At 66.5% G+C, this 17,668-nt stretch carries 14 protein-coding genes; 6 read left to right on the forward strand and 8 right to left on the reverse strand.

The window, feature by feature from the left end; genetic code table 11:
* Nucleotides 1–136 precede the first annotated feature (136 nt).
* The gene (locus VER16_RS16100; RefSeq protein WP_324809697.1) at nt 137–2,023 is read left to right on the forward strand and encodes an ATP-binding cassette domain-containing protein; all 1,887 of its coding nucleotides are present in this window, start codon (nt 137–139) and stop codon (nt 2,021–2,023) included.
* 159 nt (nt 2,024–2,182) lie between these two features.
* Here VER16_RS16100 and VER16_RS16105 read toward each other — a convergent pair whose 3' ends face one another.
* On the reverse strand, nt 2,183–2,644 hold the full coding sequence (locus VER16_RS16105) for a c-type cytochrome (RefSeq protein ID WP_108764877.1): 462 nt from the start codon (nt 2,642–2,644) through the stop codon (nt 2,183–2,185).
* Between the two features lie 9 nt (nt 2,645–2,653).
* A complete protein-coding gene (locus VER16_RS16110; RefSeq protein ID WP_108746511.1) occupies nt 2,654–3,043 on the reverse strand; it encodes a c-type cytochrome in 390 nt (129 codons plus the stop codon).
* 206 nt (nt 3,044–3,249) lie between these two features.
* On the opposite strand from VER16_RS16110, the gene VER16_RS16115 reads away from it, so the two are divergent.
* Genes VER16_RS16115 through VER16_RS16125 form a run of 3 tightly spaced genes read left to right on the forward strand, consistent with a single transcriptional unit; the run spans nt 3,250 to nt 11,017 of the window.
* Complete coding sequence (locus tag VER16_RS16115; protein ID WP_324809698.1) at nt 3,250–4,410, forward strand: efflux RND transporter periplasmic adaptor subunit; 1,161 nt, start codon at nt 3,250–3,252, stop codon at nt 4,408–4,410.
* Nucleotides 4,407–7,943 (forward strand): efflux RND transporter permease subunit, encoded by a 3,537-nt coding sequence (locus tag VER16_RS16120; protein WP_414716059.1) that lies wholly within the window; start codon nt 4,407–4,409, stop codon nt 7,941–7,943. Before VER16_RS16115 ends, VER16_RS16120 begins: the two co-directional genes overlap by 4 nt.
* Nucleotides 7,940–11,017, forward strand: a complete 3,078-nt coding sequence (locus VER16_RS16125; RefSeq protein WP_324809699.1) for an efflux RND transporter permease subunit — start codon at nt 7,940–7,942, stop codon at nt 11,015–11,017. The genes VER16_RS16120 and VER16_RS16125 overlap by 4 nt, the downstream gene beginning before the upstream one ends.
* A gap of 250 nt (nt 11,018–11,267) precedes the next feature.
* Here the strand turns inward: VER16_RS16125 and VER16_RS16130 are convergent, their stop codons facing one another.
* From VER16_RS16130 to ykgO, 6 genes are all read right to left on the reverse strand, one after another.
* Nucleotides 11,268–12,488 (reverse strand): TraB/GumN family protein, encoded by a 1,221-nt coding sequence (locus VER16_RS16130; RefSeq protein WP_414716060.1) that lies wholly within the window; start codon nt 12,486–12,488, stop codon nt 11,268–11,270.
* A 4-nt stretch (nt 12,489–12,492) separates the two neighbouring features.
* Complete coding sequence (locus VER16_RS16135) at nt 12,493–13,023, reverse strand: GNAT family N-acetyltransferase (protein WP_324809701.1); 531 nt, start codon at nt 13,021–13,023, stop codon at nt 12,493–12,495.
* Between the two features lie 14 nt (nt 13,024–13,037).
* Nucleotides 13,038–13,925, reverse strand: coding sequence for a carbon-nitrogen hydrolase (locus tag VER16_RS16140; protein ID WP_079221610.1), 888 nt, complete (start codon nt 13,923–13,925; stop codon nt 13,038–13,040).
* A gap of 208 nt (nt 13,926–14,133) precedes the next feature.
* Entirely contained in the window at nt 14,134–15,171 is a 1,038-nt protein-coding gene (locus VER16_RS16145; RefSeq protein WP_324809702.1) for an agmatine deiminase family protein, read from the reverse strand.
* Nucleotides 15,172–15,210: 39 nt separating this feature from the next.
* The gene (locus VER16_RS16150) at nt 15,211–15,540 is read right to left on the reverse strand and encodes a hypothetical protein (protein ID WP_079221612.1); all 330 of its coding nucleotides are present in this window, start codon (nt 15,538–15,540) and stop codon (nt 15,211–15,213) included.
* 149 nt (nt 15,541–15,689) lie between these two features.
* The gene (ykgO, locus tag VER16_RS16155; protein WP_005409283.1) at nt 15,690–15,815 is read right to left on the reverse strand and encodes a type B 50S ribosomal protein L36; all 126 of its coding nucleotides are present in this window, start codon (nt 15,813–15,815) and stop codon (nt 15,690–15,692) included.
* A 196-nt stretch (nt 15,816–16,011) separates the two neighbouring features.
* Between ykgO and cmk the strand changes: the two genes are divergently transcribed.
* Both cmk and VER16_RS16165 read left to right on the forward strand, forming a co-directional pair.
* Nucleotides 16,012–16,689, forward strand: a complete 678-nt coding sequence (cmk, locus tag VER16_RS16160; protein WP_005409284.1) for a (d)CMP kinase — start codon at nt 16,012–16,014, stop codon at nt 16,687–16,689.
* A gap of 196 nt (nt 16,690–16,885) precedes the next feature.
* On the forward strand, nt 16,886–17,668 hold a 783-nt coding region (locus VER16_RS16165; RefSeq protein ID WP_324809703.1), incomplete at its 3' end, for a S1 RNA-binding domain-containing protein.

A 17,668-nucleotide genomic window follows, 5' to 3' on the forward strand; every position in this document is an offset into this window, starting at 1 on the left:
TCTACTTGGGCTGCATCCCGCATGGGGTGGATCGACCGCGCGCGATCCAGTAGATCCATGCCATGCGTGGATGACAGTGCCCCGGCACTGTTCGCTGCCGCCGCCAGGCGGGCCCGCCAACCCGTACAATAGCGGGATGCCTCTGATTACTCTGCAGAACGTCGACTTCAGCGTCGGCGGCCCGTTGTTGCTGGAAAAGGCCGAACTGTCGATCGAGCCGGGCGAACGCATCGCCCTGATCGGCCGCAACGGCGCCGGCAAATCCACCCTGCTCAAGCTGCTGTCCGGCGACCACAAGCCCGATGACGGCGAAGTGCGCGTGCAGCAGGGCGTGCGCGTGACCCGCCTGGAACAGGAAGTGCCGCATGGCGCGGCCGGCTCGGTGTTCGACGTCGTGGCCGATGGCCTGGGCGAACTGGGCCAGTGGCTGGCCGAATTCCACCACCTCAGCCACGCCGAGGTCTTCGACGGCGAAGCCCTGGGCAACGTGCAGGCCAAGATCGACGCGGCCAACGGCTGGGGCCTGGACCAGCGTGTCAGTGAAACCCTGACCAAGCTCGACCTGGACGGCGAGGCCGAATTCGGCCGCCTGTCCGGCGGCATGAAGCGCCGCGTGCTGCTGGCGCGCGCCCTGGTGTCCAGTCCCGACGTGCTGCTGCTGGACGAACCGACCAACCACCTCGACATCGAAGCCATCGACTGGCTGGAAGCCTTCCTCAAGGGCTGGAGCGGCAGCGTGGTGTTCGTCACCCATGATCGCCGCTTCCTGCGCGCGCTGGCCACCCGCATCGTCGAGATCGACCGCGGCCAGGTCACCAGCTGGCCGGGCGACTGGGCCAACTATGAGCGCCGCCGCGAAGAGCGCCTGAACGCACAGGCCCAGGAAAACGCCCGTTTCGACAAGCTGCTGGCGCAGGAAGAGGTGTGGATCCGCCAGGGCATCAAGGCCCGCCGCACCCGCGACGAAGGCCGCGTGCGCCGCCTGAAGGCGATGCGCAACGAGCGCTCGCAGCGCCGCGAACTCAGCGGCAACGTCAAGATGGAAGCCGCGCAGGGCGTCAGCTCCGGCAAGAAGGTCATCGACGTCAAGGACATTTCGTTCGCGTTCGGCGAGCGCACCATGGTCCGCGACTTCACCACCACCATCCTGCGTGGCGACCGCATCGGCCTGATCGGCCCCAACGGCAGTGGCAAGACCACGCTGCTGAAGCTGCTGCTGGGCGAACTGCAGCCGGCCAAGGGTGAAGTCAACGCCGGTACCAACCTGCAGATCGCCTATTTCGACCAGTACCGCGCCGTTCTGCGCGAAGACTGGAGCGCCATCGAGAACGTGGCCGAAGGCCGCGATTTCCTCGAGTTCAACGGCAAGCGCAAGCACGTGCATGCCTATCTGCAGGACTTCATGTTCACCCCCGAGCGTGCGCGCGCGCCCATCACCCGCCTGTCCGGTGGCGAGCGCAACCGCCTGCTGCTGGCCAAGCTGTTCGCGCAGCCGTCCAACCTGCTGGTGATGGACGAACCGACCAACGACCTCGACGTGGAAACCCTGGAGCTGCTGGAAGAGCTGCTGGGCGATTACACCGGCACCCTGCTGCTGGTCAGCCACGACCGTGATTTCATCGACAACGTGGTGACCTCCACGCTGGTGATGGAAGGCGACGGCGTGATCGGCGAGTACGTTGGTGGCTACAGCGACTGGCAGCGCTATGCGGCCAGCGTGGCGGCCCCTGCGGCGGCGCCGGTGGCCAAGCCGGCGGCTGCTGCACCGGCCGCTGCGGCCGCTGCAACTCCGGCTGCCGCGCCCAAGCGCAAGCTGGCCTACAAGGAGGCGCGTGAGCTGGAACAGCTGCCCAAGACCATCGAGACGCTGGAAGGTGACGTGGAAGGGCTGACCGCGGCGATGAACGACCCGGCGTTCTACACCCGCAGCAGCGCCGAAGTAACCGCGCACACCCAGCAGCTGGCCAAGGTCCAGGCCGAGCTGGATGCGGCGTACGCGCGCTGGGAAGAGCTGGAAGGTTGAGGATTCGTGCGGACCAAGGTCCGCACCTACCGTAATGCTGATTCGTGCGGACCAAGGTCCGCACCTACCAACGGCGATGGCCGGTAGATCCACCCCATGCGTGAATGGCGGGATCCGTGCGGACCAAGGTCCGCACCTACCCAGGCGCGTTCGGCGGGGTCATTTGACCCCGTGCAGGTCCCGCAGCTGGCTCGGCCGGCTGCCGAAGTACGCGGCCAGGTCGGCGATGTCCTGGTCGCTCAGGTCCTTCGCCTGCGGGGTCATCAACGCGTGCTGGCGGTCGCCGGCGCGGTAGGCCTGCAGGGCGTGGGCCAGGTAATCGCCGTACTGTCCACCCAGCTTGGGGTAGGTCGGGTCGATCGGCGCATTGCCGTCGGCGCCATGGCAATCAATGCAGCTCTGGTTGGTCGCCTTGCCCTTCACCTTGGCCCGGGCTTCACCGGCGGCCTCGCGGCCCGCAGGCAGACCGGCCGAGGAGGACGAACCGTGTTCGCCACTGGCATGGCCGGGGTCGCCGGCCGATTTCTCACTGCTTTCCACCTGCGACTGCGAGCAGGCCGCCAGCAGCAGGGCAACGGACAGGGCGATGGCGTGACGCATCGTGTGCGCGGCTTTCGACATGGGCGGGCCTTACTTGACGGTGGACAGGTAAACAGCGAGATCGGCGATCTCCTGTTCGCTGAAACTCATCGACTGCGCCTGCATCGTCGGATGCCGGCGCTTGCCCTGCCGGTACTCGGTCAGGGCCTGGGTCAGGTACTGCTGGGTCTGGCCACCGATCTTCGGTACCCGGTAACTGGGGTAGGCGTTCTTGTAACCGGTGATGCCGTGGCAACCCTGGCAGGTATAGGCGAGCACCCGGCCATTGTCGAAGTTGCCGGCCGGGGCGGCGGCAGCGGGCGGGGTGGCCTGGGCAGGAGCCGGGGCGGGTGCTGCAGGAGCTGGAGCGGGCTGTGCGGCGGCCCCGAGGGGCAGGAGGACGGCCAGAGCGAGACAAGCGGCGAGCGGCTGCGGGCGCATGATGTCGTTATCCGGGGATTCGGGTCTGGTCGTTCCGGCGTGGGGTACGGAACGACCCGAGTATAGCCCCAGGTTTCATCTAGCTGAAATGGGGGCGGGCCGACCAGCGGCGTGAAGGCACCATGACCTTTGGGATATGGTGTTGCCGTGAAGTGGTGCATTACTTTGCTACCACACCTGCCCACGCATCCTCCAGGGATCTGACGATGTCGCACCCAACCTTCCTGCCCGGCCGCCGCACTGGACTCTGTGCCACTGCCCTGCTGATCTCCACCTGCCTGCTGCTGGGCGGTTGCGCCGCAGGCCCCAATTCCGAAGCCAAGGCGGCCGAATCCAAGGACGAGAAGAAGGTCGACGCCGTGCCGGTGGAAGTGGCCGTGGCCAGCCACCGCGCGGTGGCCGCCAGCTACACCGGCACCGCCGCACTGGAGCCGCGCGCCGAATCGCAGGTGGTGGCCAAGACCTCCGGCGTGGCGCTGGCCGTGCTGGTGGAGGAGGGCCAGCGGGTGACCGCCGGCCAGCCGCTGGTGCGCCTGGACCCGGACCGCGCACGCCTGGCCGTGGCGCAGAGCGAAGCGCAGATGCGCAAGCTGGAAAACGACTACCAGCGTGCGCAGAAGCTGGTCGGCCAGCAGCTGGTCAGCGCCGCCAGCGTCGACCAGCTGCGTTATGACCTGGAAAACGTGCGCGCGCAGTACCGCCTGGCAACGCTGGAGCTGTCCTACACCACGGTGGTGGCGCCGATCTCCGGGGTGATCGCTTCGCGCTCGATCAAGACCGGCAACTTCGTGCAGATCAACACGCCGATCTTCCGCATCGTCGACAACTCGCAGCTGGAAGCCACCCTCAACGTGCCCGAGCGCGAACTGGCGACGCTGCGCGCCGGCCAGCCGGTGACGCTGTCGGCTGACGCGCTGCCGGGGCAGCGCTTCACCGGCAGCGTGGACCGCATCGCCCCGGTGGTCGATTCGGGCAGCGGTACCTTCCGCGTGGTCAGCGCCTTCAACGGCACCGAGCACGCGCTGCAACCGGGCATGTTCGGCCGCATCCGCATTGATTACGACCAGCGTGCCGATGCCCTGGTGGTGCCGCGCCTGGCCCTGCTGGATGATGGTGAGCCGGCGGTGTTCCGCGTGCGCGAAGGCAAGGTGGCACGCGTGCCGGTCAAGCTCGGTTATGCCGAAGGTCCGTGGGTGGAGATCCGTGAGGGCCTTGCGGCCGGTGACCAGATCGTCACCGCCGGCAAGGTCGCCCTGCGCGACGGCACTGCCGTGCAGATCATTGCCGATCCGAAGGCAGCCAAGCCCAAGCCGGCCACGGTGGCCGCCGCGGCTGCGCCCGCAGACAAGGCCGGGAGCCAGCAATGAGCGTCCCGGGACACGACCACGGTGCCTCGCCAGCGGGCGACGGCGCCGCTGCCGGCATGCGCGGCGGCCTGGTGGAATTCGCCACCCGCCGCCGCGTCACCATCGCCATGTTCACGGTCACGCTGCTGCTGTTCGGCCTGATCGCGCTGAACAATCTCAAGGTCAACCTGCTGCCGGACCTGAGCTATCCCACCCTGACCGTGCGCACCGAATACACCGGCGCGGCACCGACGGAAATCGAAAGCCTGATCACCCAGCCGGTGGAAGAAGCCGTGGGCGTGGTCAAGAATCTGCGCAAGCTGAAGTCGGTCTCGCGCACCGGGCAGAGCGATGTCGTGCTCGAATTCGCCTGGGGTACCAACATGGACCAGGCCAGCCTGGAAGTGCGCGACAAGATGGAAGCGCTGAACCTGCCACTGGAGGCCAAGGCCCCGGTGCTGCTGCGCTTCAATCCGTCCACCGAGCCGATCATGCGCCTGGTGCTGTCGACCAAGGCCACCCCGGCCAGCGATGAAGACGCTATCCGCGAACTGACCGGCCTGCGCCGCTATGCCGACGAAGACCTGAAGAAGAAACTGGAACCGGTGACCGGCGTGGCCGCGGTGAAGGTCGGCGGTGGCCTGGAGGATGAGATCCAGGTGGACATCGACCAGCAGAAGCTGGCCCAGCTCAACCTGCCCATCGACACCGTCATCAAGCGGTTGAAGGAAGAGAACATCAACATCTCCGGCGGCCGCCTGGAGGAGGGCTCGCAGCGCTTCCTGGTGCGTACCGTCAACCAGTTCGCCGATCTGGAAGAGATCCGCAACCTGCTGGTCACCACCCAGTCGTCCAACGGCAGCGCGGCCGATTCGGCCCTGCAGCAGATGTTCAACATCGCCGCATCCACCGGTTCGGCGGCGGCGGTCGCGGCGGCTTCGGCGGCGCAGAGCGCCTCGTCCGGCGGCAGTTCCAGTGTGGTCGCCAACGGTGTGCCGGTGCGCCTGAAGGACGTGGCCAGCGTGCGCCAGGGCTACAAGGAGCGCGAAGCGATCATCCGCCTGGGCGGCAAGGAATCGGTTGAGCTAGCGATCTACAAGGAAGGCGACGCCAATACCGTGGCCACCGCCGAAGCGCTGCGCAAGCGCCTGGAGCAGATCAAGGCCACCTTCCCCGGCGATGCCGAACTGACCACCATCGAGGACCAGTCGCGCTTCATCGAACACGCCATCAGTGACGTCAAGAAGGATGCGGTGATCGGTGGCCTGCTCGCCATCCTCATCATCTTCCTGTTCCTGCGCGACGGCTGGTCCACCTTCGTCATCAGCCTGTCGCTGCCGGTCTCGATCATCGCCACGTTCTTCTTCATGGGCCAGCTCGGCCTGAGCTTGAACGTGATGTCGCTGGGCGGCCTCGCACTGGCCACCGGCCTGGTGGTGGATGACTCGATCGTGGTGCTGGAAAGCATCGCCAAGGCGCGCGAACGAGGGCTGGGCATCCTGCAGGCGGCCATCGTCGGTACCCGTGAAGTGAGCATGGCGGTGGTCGCCTCCACCCTGACCACCATCGCGGTGTTCCTGCCGCTGGTGTTCGTCGATGGCATCGCCGGCCAGCTGTTCCGCGACCAGGCGCTGACCGTGGCCATCGCCATCGCGATCTCGCTGCTGGTGTCGATGACCCTCATCCCGATGCTCAGCTCGCTGAAGGGCAGGCCGCCGCTGGCGTTCCCGGAAGAAGCCGCCGCAGAAGCGTGGCGCCCGCAGAGCCGCTGGCAGAAGCCGGTCGCGCTGGGCCGTCGCGGCTTCGTGGCCAGCGTGCGCTGGAGCTTCTTCGCCCTGGCCTGGCTGGTGGTGCGGGTCTGGCGCGGCGTGGTCGCCGTGGTCGGGCCGGTCATGCGCAAGGCCAGCGACATCGCCATGAAGCCCTATGCGGGTGCCGAACGCGGCTACCTGAAGCTGCTGCCGAGTGCGCTGGCGCACCCGGGCAAGGTGCTGTCGATGGCGGCGCTGGCCTTCGTCGGCACCATGGCACTGGTGCCGATGCTGGGCGCCGACCTGATCCCGCAGCTGGCCCAGGACCGTTTCGAAATGACGGTGAAGCTGCCGGCCGGTACCCCGCTGAAGCAGACCGATGCGCTGGTACGCGAGCTGCAGCTGGCCCACGGCAATGGCGAAGGCGTGGCTTCCCTGTACGGCGTCAGTGGCAGCGGCACGCGGCTGGATGCCAGCCCGACCGAGAGCGGCGAGAACATCGGCAAGCTGACCGTGGTGATGGAAGGCGGCGGCAACGCGCGCACCGAAGCGGAGATCACCGAGCGCCTGCGCGACACCATGGGCCAGCATCCGGGCGCGCAGGTCGATTTCGCGCGGCCGGCACTGTTCAGCTTCTCCACGCCGCTGGAAATCGAACTGCGCGGGCAGGACATGGCCACCCTCGAGCAGGCCGGCCAGCGCCTGGCCGCACTCCTGCGCGGCAACGCGCACTATGCCGACGTGAAGTCGACCGTGGAAGAGGGCTTCCCGGAAATCCAGATCCGCTTCGACCAGGAACGTGCCGGTGCGCTGGGCCTGACCACCCGCCAGATCGCCGATGTGGTGGTGAAGAAGGTGCGGGGTGATGTGGCCACCCGCTACAGCTTCCGTGACCGCAAGATCGACGTGCTGGTGCGTGCGCAGGAAGGCGACCGTGCCAGCGTGGACAGCATCCGCCGCCTGATCGTGAACCCGGGCAGCAGTCGCCCGGTCACCTTGGACGCGGTGGCCGACGTGGTCGCCACCACCGGCCCCAGCGAGATCCATCGCGCCGACCAGACCCGCGTGGCCGTGGTCTCGGCCAACCTGCGCGACATCGACCTCGGCGCGGCCATGCGTGAAGTGCAGCAGATGGTGGCCGAGCAGCCGCTGGGTGCGGGCGTCGGCCTGCACATCGGCGGCCAGGGCGAGGAGCTGGCACAGGCCGCAAAGTCGCTGATCTTCGCCTTCGGCCTGGCCATTTTCCTGGTCTACCTGGTGATGGCCTCGCAGTTCGAATCGCTGCTGCACCCGTTCGTCATCCTGTTCACCATCCCGCTGGCCCTGGTCGGCGCGATCCTGGCGCTGATGTTGACCGGAAAACCCATTTCGGTGGTGGTGTTCATCGGCCTGATCCTGCTCGTCGGCCTGGTCACCAAGAACGCGATCATCCTGATCGACAAGGTGAACCAGCTGCGCGAAGCCGGCGTGGCCAAGCACGAGGCACTGGTGGAAGGTGCGCGCTCGCGCCTGCGGCCGATCATCATGACCACCCTGTGCACCCTGTTCGGCTTCCTGCCGCTGGCGGTGGCGATGGGCGAGGGCGCCGAAGTGCGCGCGCCGATGGCGATCACCGTCATTGGTGGCCTGCTGGTGTCGACCCTGCTGACCCTGCTGGTCATCCCGGTGGTCTACGACCTGATGGACCGCCGCGGCGATGCCTACTACCGCGAGCGCGGCCGCAAGCATGCCGGTGAAGGCCTGCATGCTGACGAAGGCGGGCAGGCCGGCGGGCATGCAGCAGGTGCGGAGGAACCGGCATGAGCGTTGCCGAGTTCTCCATCCGTCGTCCGGTCACCACCATCATGTGTTTCATCTCGCTGGTGGTGGTAGGCCTGATCGCCTCGTTCCGGTTGCCGCTGGAAGCGCTGCCGGACATCTCCGCGCCGTTCCTGTTCGTGCAGATTCCCTACACCGGCTCGACCCCGGAAGAAGTGGAGCGGACCATCATCCGCCCGGTGGAGGAATCGCTGGCGACGATGACCGGCATCAAGCGCATGCGCTCGCAGGCGACCTCGGAAGCGGCGTCGATCTTCATCGAGTTCAGCGACTGGGACCGCGACATCGCCATCGCCGCCTCCGATGCACGGGAACGCATCGATGCCATCCGCAGCGATCTGCCCGACGACCTGCAGCGCTACAACGTATTCAAGTGGTCCAGCAGCGACCAGCCGGTGCTGAAGGTACGCCTGGCCAGCGCCACCGACCTGACCGCGGCCTATGACATGCTCGACCGCGAGTTCAAGCGGCGCATCGAGCGCATCCCGGGCGTGGCCCGCGTGGACATCACCGGTGCGCCGCCCAACGAGGTCGAGATCGCCATCGATCCCGACCGGCTCAGCGCGCACGGCCTGAGCATCAACGAACTCAGCGACCGCCTGCGCACGCTGAACTTCTCGATCTCGGCCGGGCAGATCACCGACAACGGCCAGCGCGTGCGCGTGCAGCCGGTGGGCGAGATCACCGATCTGCAGGAAATGCGTGATCTGGTGATCAACGCCAAGGGGCTGCGCCTGGGTGACATCGCCGAGGTGCGGCTGAAGCCGGCGCGGATGAACTATGGCCGTCGTCTCGACGGCAACCCGGCCATCGGCCTGGACATCTTCAAGGAGCGCAGCGCCAACCTGGTAGACGTTTCGCGCGCTGCCCTGGCCGAGGTCGAGGCGATCCGCGCGCAGGAGTCGATGCGCGATGTGCAGATCAAGGTCATCGACAACCAGGGCAAGGCGGTCACCTCCTCGCTGCTGGAACTGGCCGAGGCCGGTGCGGTTGGCCTGATCCTGTCGGTCACCGTGCTGTTCTTCTTCCTGCGCCACTGGCCGTCCACCCTGATGGTGACGCTGGCGATCCCGATCTGCTTCACCATCACCCTGGGCTTCATGTACTTCGCCGGGGTGACGCTGAACATCCTGACCATGATGGGCCTGCTGCTGGCCGTGGGCATGCTGGTGGACAACGCCGTGGTGGTGGTGGAAAGCATCTACCAGGAACGCGAGCGCATGCCGGGACAGCCGCGGCTGGCCTCGATCATCGGCACCCGCAACGTGGCCATCGCGCTCAGCGCCGGCACCCTGTGCCACTGCATCGTGTTCGTGCCCAACCTGTTTGGTGAAACCAACAACATCAGCATCTTCATGGCGCAGATCGCGATCACCATCTCGGTGTCGCTGCTGGCCTCGTGGCTGGTGGCGGTCAGCCTGATCCCGATGCTGTCCGCGCGCATGGCCACGCCCAAGCTGCTGCATTCGCAGACCGGCGTCATCGCCCGCCTGCAGCACCGCTATGCACGCCTGCTGGACTGGTCGCTGCGCCATCGTGGCTGGAGCCTGCTGGGCATCGTACTGGTGGTACTGGTCAGCCTGGTGCCGATGAAGCTGACCAAGGTCGACATGTTCGGCGGCGGCGGTGGCAAGGACATCTTCATCGGCTACATGTGGAAGGGCGCCTACACCTACCGGCAGATGTCCGACGAAGTCGCGCGCGTCGAAGCCTGGGTGGAGCAGAACCGCGAGCGCCTGCACGTGCAGCAGGTCTACTCCTGGTACAGCGAGCAGGAAGGCAGCTCGACCACGGTGACCATCGACGAGAAGCATGCCAAGGACATCAAGGCGCTGCAGGAGGAGATCCGCAAGGGCCTGCCGAAGTCGGCGCGTACCGATTACTTCGTCGGCAACCAGGGCGGCGATGGTGGCAACGGCAACCAGGGCGTGCAGGTTCAGCTGGTGGGTGACTCCAGCAGCATGCTGCAGCAGATCGGTGAGGAGGTGCTGCCGCTGCTGGCCCAGCGTGCCGAGCTGCGCGACGTGCGCATCGACAACGGTGAAAAGGGCGGCGAATTGAAGGTGCGCGTCGACCGTGAGCGCGCCGCTGCGTTCGGCTTCAATGCCGAACAGGTCGCCAGTTTCGTTGGCCTGGCCCTGCGTGGCGCGCCGTTGCGGGAGTTCCGCCGCGGCGACAATGAAGTGCCGGTGTGGGTGCGGTTTGCCGGTGCCGAGCAGAGCAGCCCGGAAGACCTGGCCAGCTACAGCGTACGCACCGGTGATGGCCGCAGCGTGCCCCTGCTGAGCCTGGTCAACGTGGATGTCGGCTCATCGGCCACCCAGATCGGTCGCACCAACCGCCAGACCACGCTCACCATCAAGGCCAACCTGGCCGAAAAGATCACCGCGCCCGACGGCCGCAAGGCGATCGAAGCCGTGCTCAAGCCGATGAACTTCCCGGCCGGCTATGGCTACAGCTTCGATGGCGGCGACTACGGCAACGATGATGAAGCGATGCAGCAGATGGTGTTCAACCTGCTTATCGCCCTGGTGATGATCTACGTGGTGATGGCGGCGGTGTTCGAGTCGCTGCTGTTCCCGGCGGCGATCATGAGCGGCGTGCTGTTCTCGATCTTCGGCGTGTTCTGGCTGTTCTGGATCACCGGTACCTCGTTCGGCATCATGTCCTTCATCGGCATCCTGGTGCTGATGGGCGTGGTGGTGAACAACGGCATCGTGATGATCGAGCACATCAACAACCTGCGGCGCGGAGGCATGGGCCGCACCCAGGCACTGGTGGAAGGCTCACGCGAGCGCCTGCGGCCGATCATGATGACGATGGGCACCGCGATCCTGGCGATGGTGCCGATCTCGCTGACCAGCACGCAGATGTTCGGCGATGGCCCGGAATACGCGCCGATGGCCCGCGCGATTGCCGGCGGCCTGGCGTTCTCCACCGTGGTCAGCCTGCTGTTCCTGCCGACCATCTACGCGGTACTGGACGACCTGCGCAGTGCAGTGGCACGCCTGATCCGGCGCGCACGCGGGCTGGACAACGTGCCGGCAACCGCCGCGTAGAGTCGAGCTTGCTCGACTGATGGCTGCAACAACGTGTTTGTGGTGGGGGGAGACCGGTCGTAGTGGGGCGGTCTCCCCCGTTTTTTTCAACCAGCGTTGGCATCGACCTGTAGAGCCGAGCCCACGCTCGGCTGCTGTACGCGTCTGGAAAGCGACGCCAACCAAGGTTGGCATCTACCTTTCGCCGCTCTGCGGCGCCGCCCGAGCATGGGCTCGGGCGCTACGGGTCGCATAGCCCGCCACTGCTGAATCAACCCGCGACCTGGCCCCACACCTTGCCGGCAGTCAGCCACAGCCCGAGCATGCTGCCCAGGTTGGTCAGCATGAAGGTAAGCACCACGCGGGTAACGCGGTTGCGGTACCAGCCCTTCAGGCTCTGCGCATCGTCACGCAGCTTGAGGAAATCCTCGTAGGCCGGCTTGCGCAGGCGCGCTTCCACCAGCGCCGAGAACGCGCCGGTGGGGATGCTCAGGCGGAACGGCTTGAACGGTGCCACCGCAATCGCGGTGAGGATGCTCAGCGGGTGGCTGCCGGCCAGCAGGCAGCCGATGCCGGCCAGGCCGCCGGTATACATCGCCCACGTCGCCAGCAGTTCGGTGCCCACGCCCAGGCCGCCCCGGTAGAAGCCCACCGCAATACCGGTGATCACAATGGCCAGGATGCCCAGGGTGAACCACGGAATGTTGCGCTTCTTCGGCACCGCTTCCAGTTCCGCGCGCAGCGGCGCCGGTTCGGCGGTATCGGTTTCCAGGTAGCGGGCCAGCCCGGCCAGATGGCCGGCGCCGACCACGGCCAGCACCTCGCGCTGCTGCGGGTTGTGCTCTTCGCGCAGGCGTGTGGCCATGTAACGGTCGCGCTCGCCGATGATGGTCTCGTACAGCGCCGGGCTTTCGCTGGCGAACTCACCGAAGCTCGATTCCAGCATGTCGCCCTGCTTGAGCTTCTCGATCTCGTTCTCGCCCACTTCCTCCGAGGAGAACAGGCCCGCGCCGAGGCCAGCCACCAGCTTCAGCTTGCCGAAGAAGCCCAGCCGCTGCGAGGCGCGACGGAAGGTCAGGCCGACTTCGCGGTCGATCAGCTGTACCGGCAGGCCGCGCTCGCGCGCCAGGTCCACCGCGCGCTTCAGCTCGGCGCCGGGCTCGATGCCCAGCTGCTCGGCCAGGCGGCGCTGGTAGGCCGACAAGGCCAGGTTGGCGGCGAACAGCGCAACGCGGCCCTTGCGGATCACTTCCACCAGGTCCAGCTTGGCCAGCGTGTCCGGGTCGCTGAGCGCCTGCAGGCGCTGCGCGTCCAGCTCGACGGCCACCGCATCGAAGCGGCCGCTGTCGATGGCTTTTTCAACCGCCTCGACGCTGGCGTGGGACACGTGGGCAGTGCCCAGCAGGGTGTAACGCACACCGTCGCGCTCAACGATGCGCACCGGCTGGCCGGCGAACAGATCGTCGCCGGTTTCGGGAAGGGTTTCAGTCATGGATTCATTCATTGGAAGGTGCGGTGTCGGCGCCATCGCCGAGCGCGCGCTGCATCTGCACGGTGTCCAGCCAGCGGCCGTGCTTGCGGCCCAGGCCCTTGAACACGCCCACCAGGTGGAAGCCGAAGCGTTCGTGCAGCTTGATGGAAGCGGTATTGGTCGGCTCGCCGATCACCGCCACCATCTGACGGTGGCCGCGCGCCACGCAGGCGTCGATCAGCGCCTGCAGCAGGCCGGTGCCCACGCCCTTGCCCTGGGAGGCAGCATCGACGTAGACCGAATTCTCCACCGTCCACTGGTAGGCCACGCGGGTGCGGTAGGTGTTGGCGTAGGCATACCCCGCCACCTGGCCATCGATCTCGGCAACCAGGTAGGGGAAACCACGGTCGATGATGTCGCGCATGCGGCGCAGCATCTCGGCCTGGTCGGGCACGTCGTACTCGTAGGTGTTGACGAAGTCGGTGACTTCCACCGCGTAGATCGCGGTGATCGCAGCGATGTCGGCCGGGCCGGCATCACGGATGAGGACGGCCATGGCAGGTCTCCGGCTCAGTCGATGTAGCGCTTGAGCAGGTCACCGTACGCATCGATGCGACGGTCGCGCAGGAACGGCCAGATGCGGCGCACATGCTCGCTGCGCTGCAGGTCCACGTCGCACACCAGCACGGTGGCATCGGTGCCGGCCTCGGCCAGGAACTCGCCCTGCGGGCCCAGCACGTGGCTGTTGCCCCAGAACTGGATGCCCGACGCGCCCAGCGGCGAGGCTTCATGGCCCACGCGGTTGCAGCTCAGCACCGGCAGGCCATTGGCCACGGCATGGCCGCGGTGGCTCAGCACCCAGGCGTCGCGCTGGCGGGTCTTTTCGTCCTGCACGTCGTCCGGGTCCCAGCCGATGGCGGTGGGGTAGAGCAGCAGCTCGGCACCGGCCAGCGCCATCAGGCGCGCCGCCTCCGGGTACCACTGGTCCCAGCACACCAGCACGCCAAGGCGGCCCACCGAGGTGTCGATCGGGGTGAAGCCGATGTCGCCCGGGGTGAAGTAGAACTTTTCGTAGAAGCCCGGATCGTCCGGGATGTGCATCTTGCGGTACTTGCCCAGCAGGGTGCCATCCTTCTCGAAGACCACGGCGGTGTTGTGGTACAGGCCGGCGGCGCGGCGCTCGAACAGCGAGCCGACCAGCACCACGCCATGCTTCTTCGCCAGCGCGCCCAGGCGCTCGGTGCTCGGGCCCGGAATCGGCTCGGCCAGGTCGAACTCGTCGACCGATTCGTGCTGGCAGAAGTACGGGCCGTTGTGCAGTTCCTGCAGCAGCACCAGTTTCGCGCCCTGCGCAGCCGCCTCGGCCACGCGTGCTTCGATCACCGCCAGGTTGGCGGCGGCATCACCGTGGTTGCGCTCCTGGATCAGGGCGACGGTAAGGGGGCTGCGCGAGTTCATGCGGGGCGTTCCTGCGGGGGAAAAGCTGCATGTTAGCGCGGATGGCGGGTTACGGCGTGTCGCGCGCTGAATGGGCCCGCTCCCGCCGATTCGCGAACGGCCAACGGGCATGCTTGCTCGACTGGCTCTTCGCGCGGATCACGGCAAAATCCAGTCGTGCAAGCTCGACTCTACAGAAGGAGTGCCGGCCAGGGGCCGGCGCTACCGCTTACGCCTTCAGCAGCCCTTCCGGCAGCTGCATGGTGATGCAGTGCAGGCTGCCGTTCTGCCAGATCAGCGAACGGCAGGGCACCTGCACGATCTCGCGGCCCGGGTGGGCCTGGGCCAGCACGTCGCGGGCCAGGTCGTCGGCCGGGTCGCCGTAGGCCGGCATCAGCACCGCGCCATTGACGATCAGGTAATTGGCGTACGACGCAGCCAGGCGGCGGCCTTCGTCGATCACCGGCTGTGCCCACGGCAGCGGGAACAGGCGGTACGGCTGTCCGCTCTTGGTGCGCAGCGCAGCCAGTTCGTTGCCCATCGCCTGCAGTTCGGCGTAGTGCGAGTCGCTTTCGTCGTCGCAGGCCTGGTAGACGATGCTGTCAGGCGAAGCGAAGCGGGCCAGGGTGTCGATGTGGGCGTCGGTGTCGTCGCCTTCCAGGTAACCATGGTCCAGCCACAGCACGCGGTCCTGCTGCAGCCACTCGGCCAGGTCGGCGCTCAGGCTGGCACGGTCACGGTCCGGGTGGCGCTCGTGCAGGCACTTCCAGGTGGTCAGCAGGGTGCCTTCACCGTCGGTCTCGATGCCGCCGCCTTCCAGCGCGAACGGAATGCTGCGCACCGGTGCATCGTTGAACACGTCTGCCTGGTCGAGCACGCCCACCAGCTGGTCATCCAGGGTCGCATCGAACTTGCCGCCCCAGCCGGTGAAGCGGAAGTCCAGCAGCTGGAAGCCGCCATCGGCGCGGCGCAGGGTGATCGGGCCCGAATCGCGCAGCCAGGTGTCGTCATAGGCCGCCGTGGTGAAGCGGACCCGGTCCATGTCGATGCGGTTGGAGCGCAGCCGCATTTCGGCATAGGTCTCCACATCGTCGTCGGCCACGCAGATCAGCACCGGCTGGAAGCGGGTGATGGCCGCGACCAGCGCGATGTAGGTCTCCTCCACCTGGCCCAGGCGGTCGGCCCAGTCGGTATCGGCGGTGGGCCAGGCAATCAGGACGCCGCTCTGGGCTTCCCATTCGGCAGGAAAACGAAGGGTCTGGTTCATGGTCTCGCTACACAGGCCCGCCAGCGGCGGGTAGGGGGTTCAGCGGATCGGCGGCTTGGGGCCGATCTCGTTCGGATCCGCCTTGTTGGCCACCACGTCGATCACCTTCTGCTTCTCGAAGTAGACGGTGAACTGCGGGTAGACCCAGCGGTTGATGGTAGGCCACTGGCGCTTCTGCCCGCCGCGCGGCTGCAGCTGCTCGCTCGGCGCGCCGAACTGCGACTGCACCTGCTGCATGCTCTGGCCGCGCACGGGCAGGGCACCGGCCGGCTTTTCATTGGCCCGGTCCACCAGCAGGGTATCGGCCAGCGCCGGCGTGGCGGCGGCCAGGGTGGCCAGGACGGCCAGCGTGCTCAGGTAACGCTTCATCTCGATCTACTCCCCAGTGGTCAAGAACGGCGATTACAGCAAAAACGGCAGCAAAAAAAAGCTGCATGCAACAAAAAACCGCCCGAAGGCGGTTTTTTGCATCGGGTCGGCCCCGCGTGGGACCCGCCGCGGCCCGAAGGCCGTGAGGCTTAGCGCTGACGCGCCTTGAAACGCGGGTTCGACTTGCAGATGACGAAGATCTTGCCACGACGACGGACGACCTTGCAGTCGCGGTGACGGGCCTTCGCCGACTTCAGGGAGGACAGGACTTTCATGGCATACCTCGGCGTAAACAGTAGTTGTTCGGGTGGAGCGTGGCCGCGATATGCGAAAGACAATCGGCGTTGACGCTCGTTCAAGCCCGCCATTCTACCGGGCTTTTTGTCGTTGTTTCAAGTGGTTGCGCGAAAGTCTCCGCGCGGGGCCTCGGGCAGGGGCTAGAATGGCCCCTTCACACGCGCTAGGACCCCCATGAATCCACTCGCTCCCGTCCTGACCATCGACGGCCCTTCGGGGGCCGGCAAGGGTACCATCAGCCGCATCATCGCGCGCCGCATGGGCTGGCATTACCTGGATTCGGGCGCGCTGTACCGGGCGGTGGGCGTGGCCGCGAGCTGGGCCGACATCGACACCTCCGATGCCTCGGCGCTGGTGCGCTGCACCTTCGACACCCATGTTCAGTTTGTTGAACAGGGCGAATCGATGCGGGTCATGGTCAATGGCACCGACGCCACCGATGAGCTGCGGCTGGAAACCACCGGTGCGCTGGCCTCGGCCATCGCCGCCATTCCCGAGGTCCGCGCCGCCCTGAAGGAGCGCCAGCGCGCATTCAGGGAGCTGCCGGGCCTGGTCGCCGATGGTCGTGACATGGGCACGGTCATCTTCAAGGACGCCCCCTACAAGGTCTTCCTGACCGCCAGTGCCGAGGAGCGCGCCGAGCGCCGGCATAAGCAGTTGAAAGACAAGGGGGTTTCTGTTAACTTTGACGACCTCCTGCGCGAGATCATGGCCCGTGACGCCCGTGATGCCCAGCGTACCGTGGCGCCCCTGAAGCCGGCAGACGATGCCGTCCTCATCGACACCACAGGCATCGGCATCGATGATGTCGTTGCCAGAGTGATGGATCTGCTTCCGGTTCCGGCTGCCTGATCCGTTCGCGCGGGAGCACTGCCAGCAGCATCGGTGGTGGTCACGCACAGCAGTGCTGTACCAGCTCCGTCGCGCAATGATGCGTGGCGGTTTTCCTACTACACACGACCTGCGTTTCCGGGGTCGACCAACAGGCGGGCGGTCGCCAATCCCTGAAGGGACGCCACCGACCCATGTGTCCAACAGAGTAAATCTAATGACCGAATCATTTGCCGAACTGTTTGAAGCCAGCCAGGCCAACCTGGCCAAGCTGAAGCCGGGCGCCATCGTCAGCGGTACCGTTGTTGAAGTCCGCGGCGACGTCGTGGTGATCAACGCCGGCCTGAAGTCCGAAGGCATCGTTCCGATCGAACAGTTCCGTAACGACGCTGGCGAAATCGACGTCGCCGAAGGCGACATCGTCAAGGTCGCCCTCGACTCCATCGAGAACGGCTTCGGCGAAACCGTCCTGTCGCGCGAGAAGGCCAAGCGCGCGATGGTGTGGGACGAGCTGGAAGAAGCGTTGGAAAAGAACGAAACCATCACCGGCCGCATCAGCGGCAAGGTCAAGGGTGGTTTCACCGTGGACATCAAGGATGTCCGCGCCTTCCTGCCGGGTTCCCTGGTCGATGTGCGCCCGGTGCGCGATCCGGCCTACCTGGAAGGCAAGGAACTCGAGTTCAAGCTCATCAAGCTGGACCGCAAGCGTAACAACGTCGTGGTCTCGCGCCGCGCTGTCGTCGAAAGCGAGCACTCGGAAGAGCGCGAGCAGCTGATGGACAAGCTGCAGGAAGGCGCGATCCTGAAGGGTGTCGTCAAGAACCTGACCGATTACGGCGCGTTCGTGGACCTGGGCGGCATCGACGGCCTGCTGCACATCACCGACATGGCATGGAAGCGCGTGCGCCATCCGTCCGAAGTCGTGAACGTCGGCGACGAGCTGGACGTGCGCGTGCTGAAGTTCGACCGCGAGCGCAACCGCGTTTCGCTGGGCCTGAAG

Origin of the sequence: Stenotrophomonas sp. (genome assembly GCF_035634915.1) — a bacterium.
Taxonomy (GTDB): domain Bacteria; phylum Pseudomonadota; class Gammaproteobacteria; order Xanthomonadales; family Xanthomonadaceae; genus Stenotrophomonas.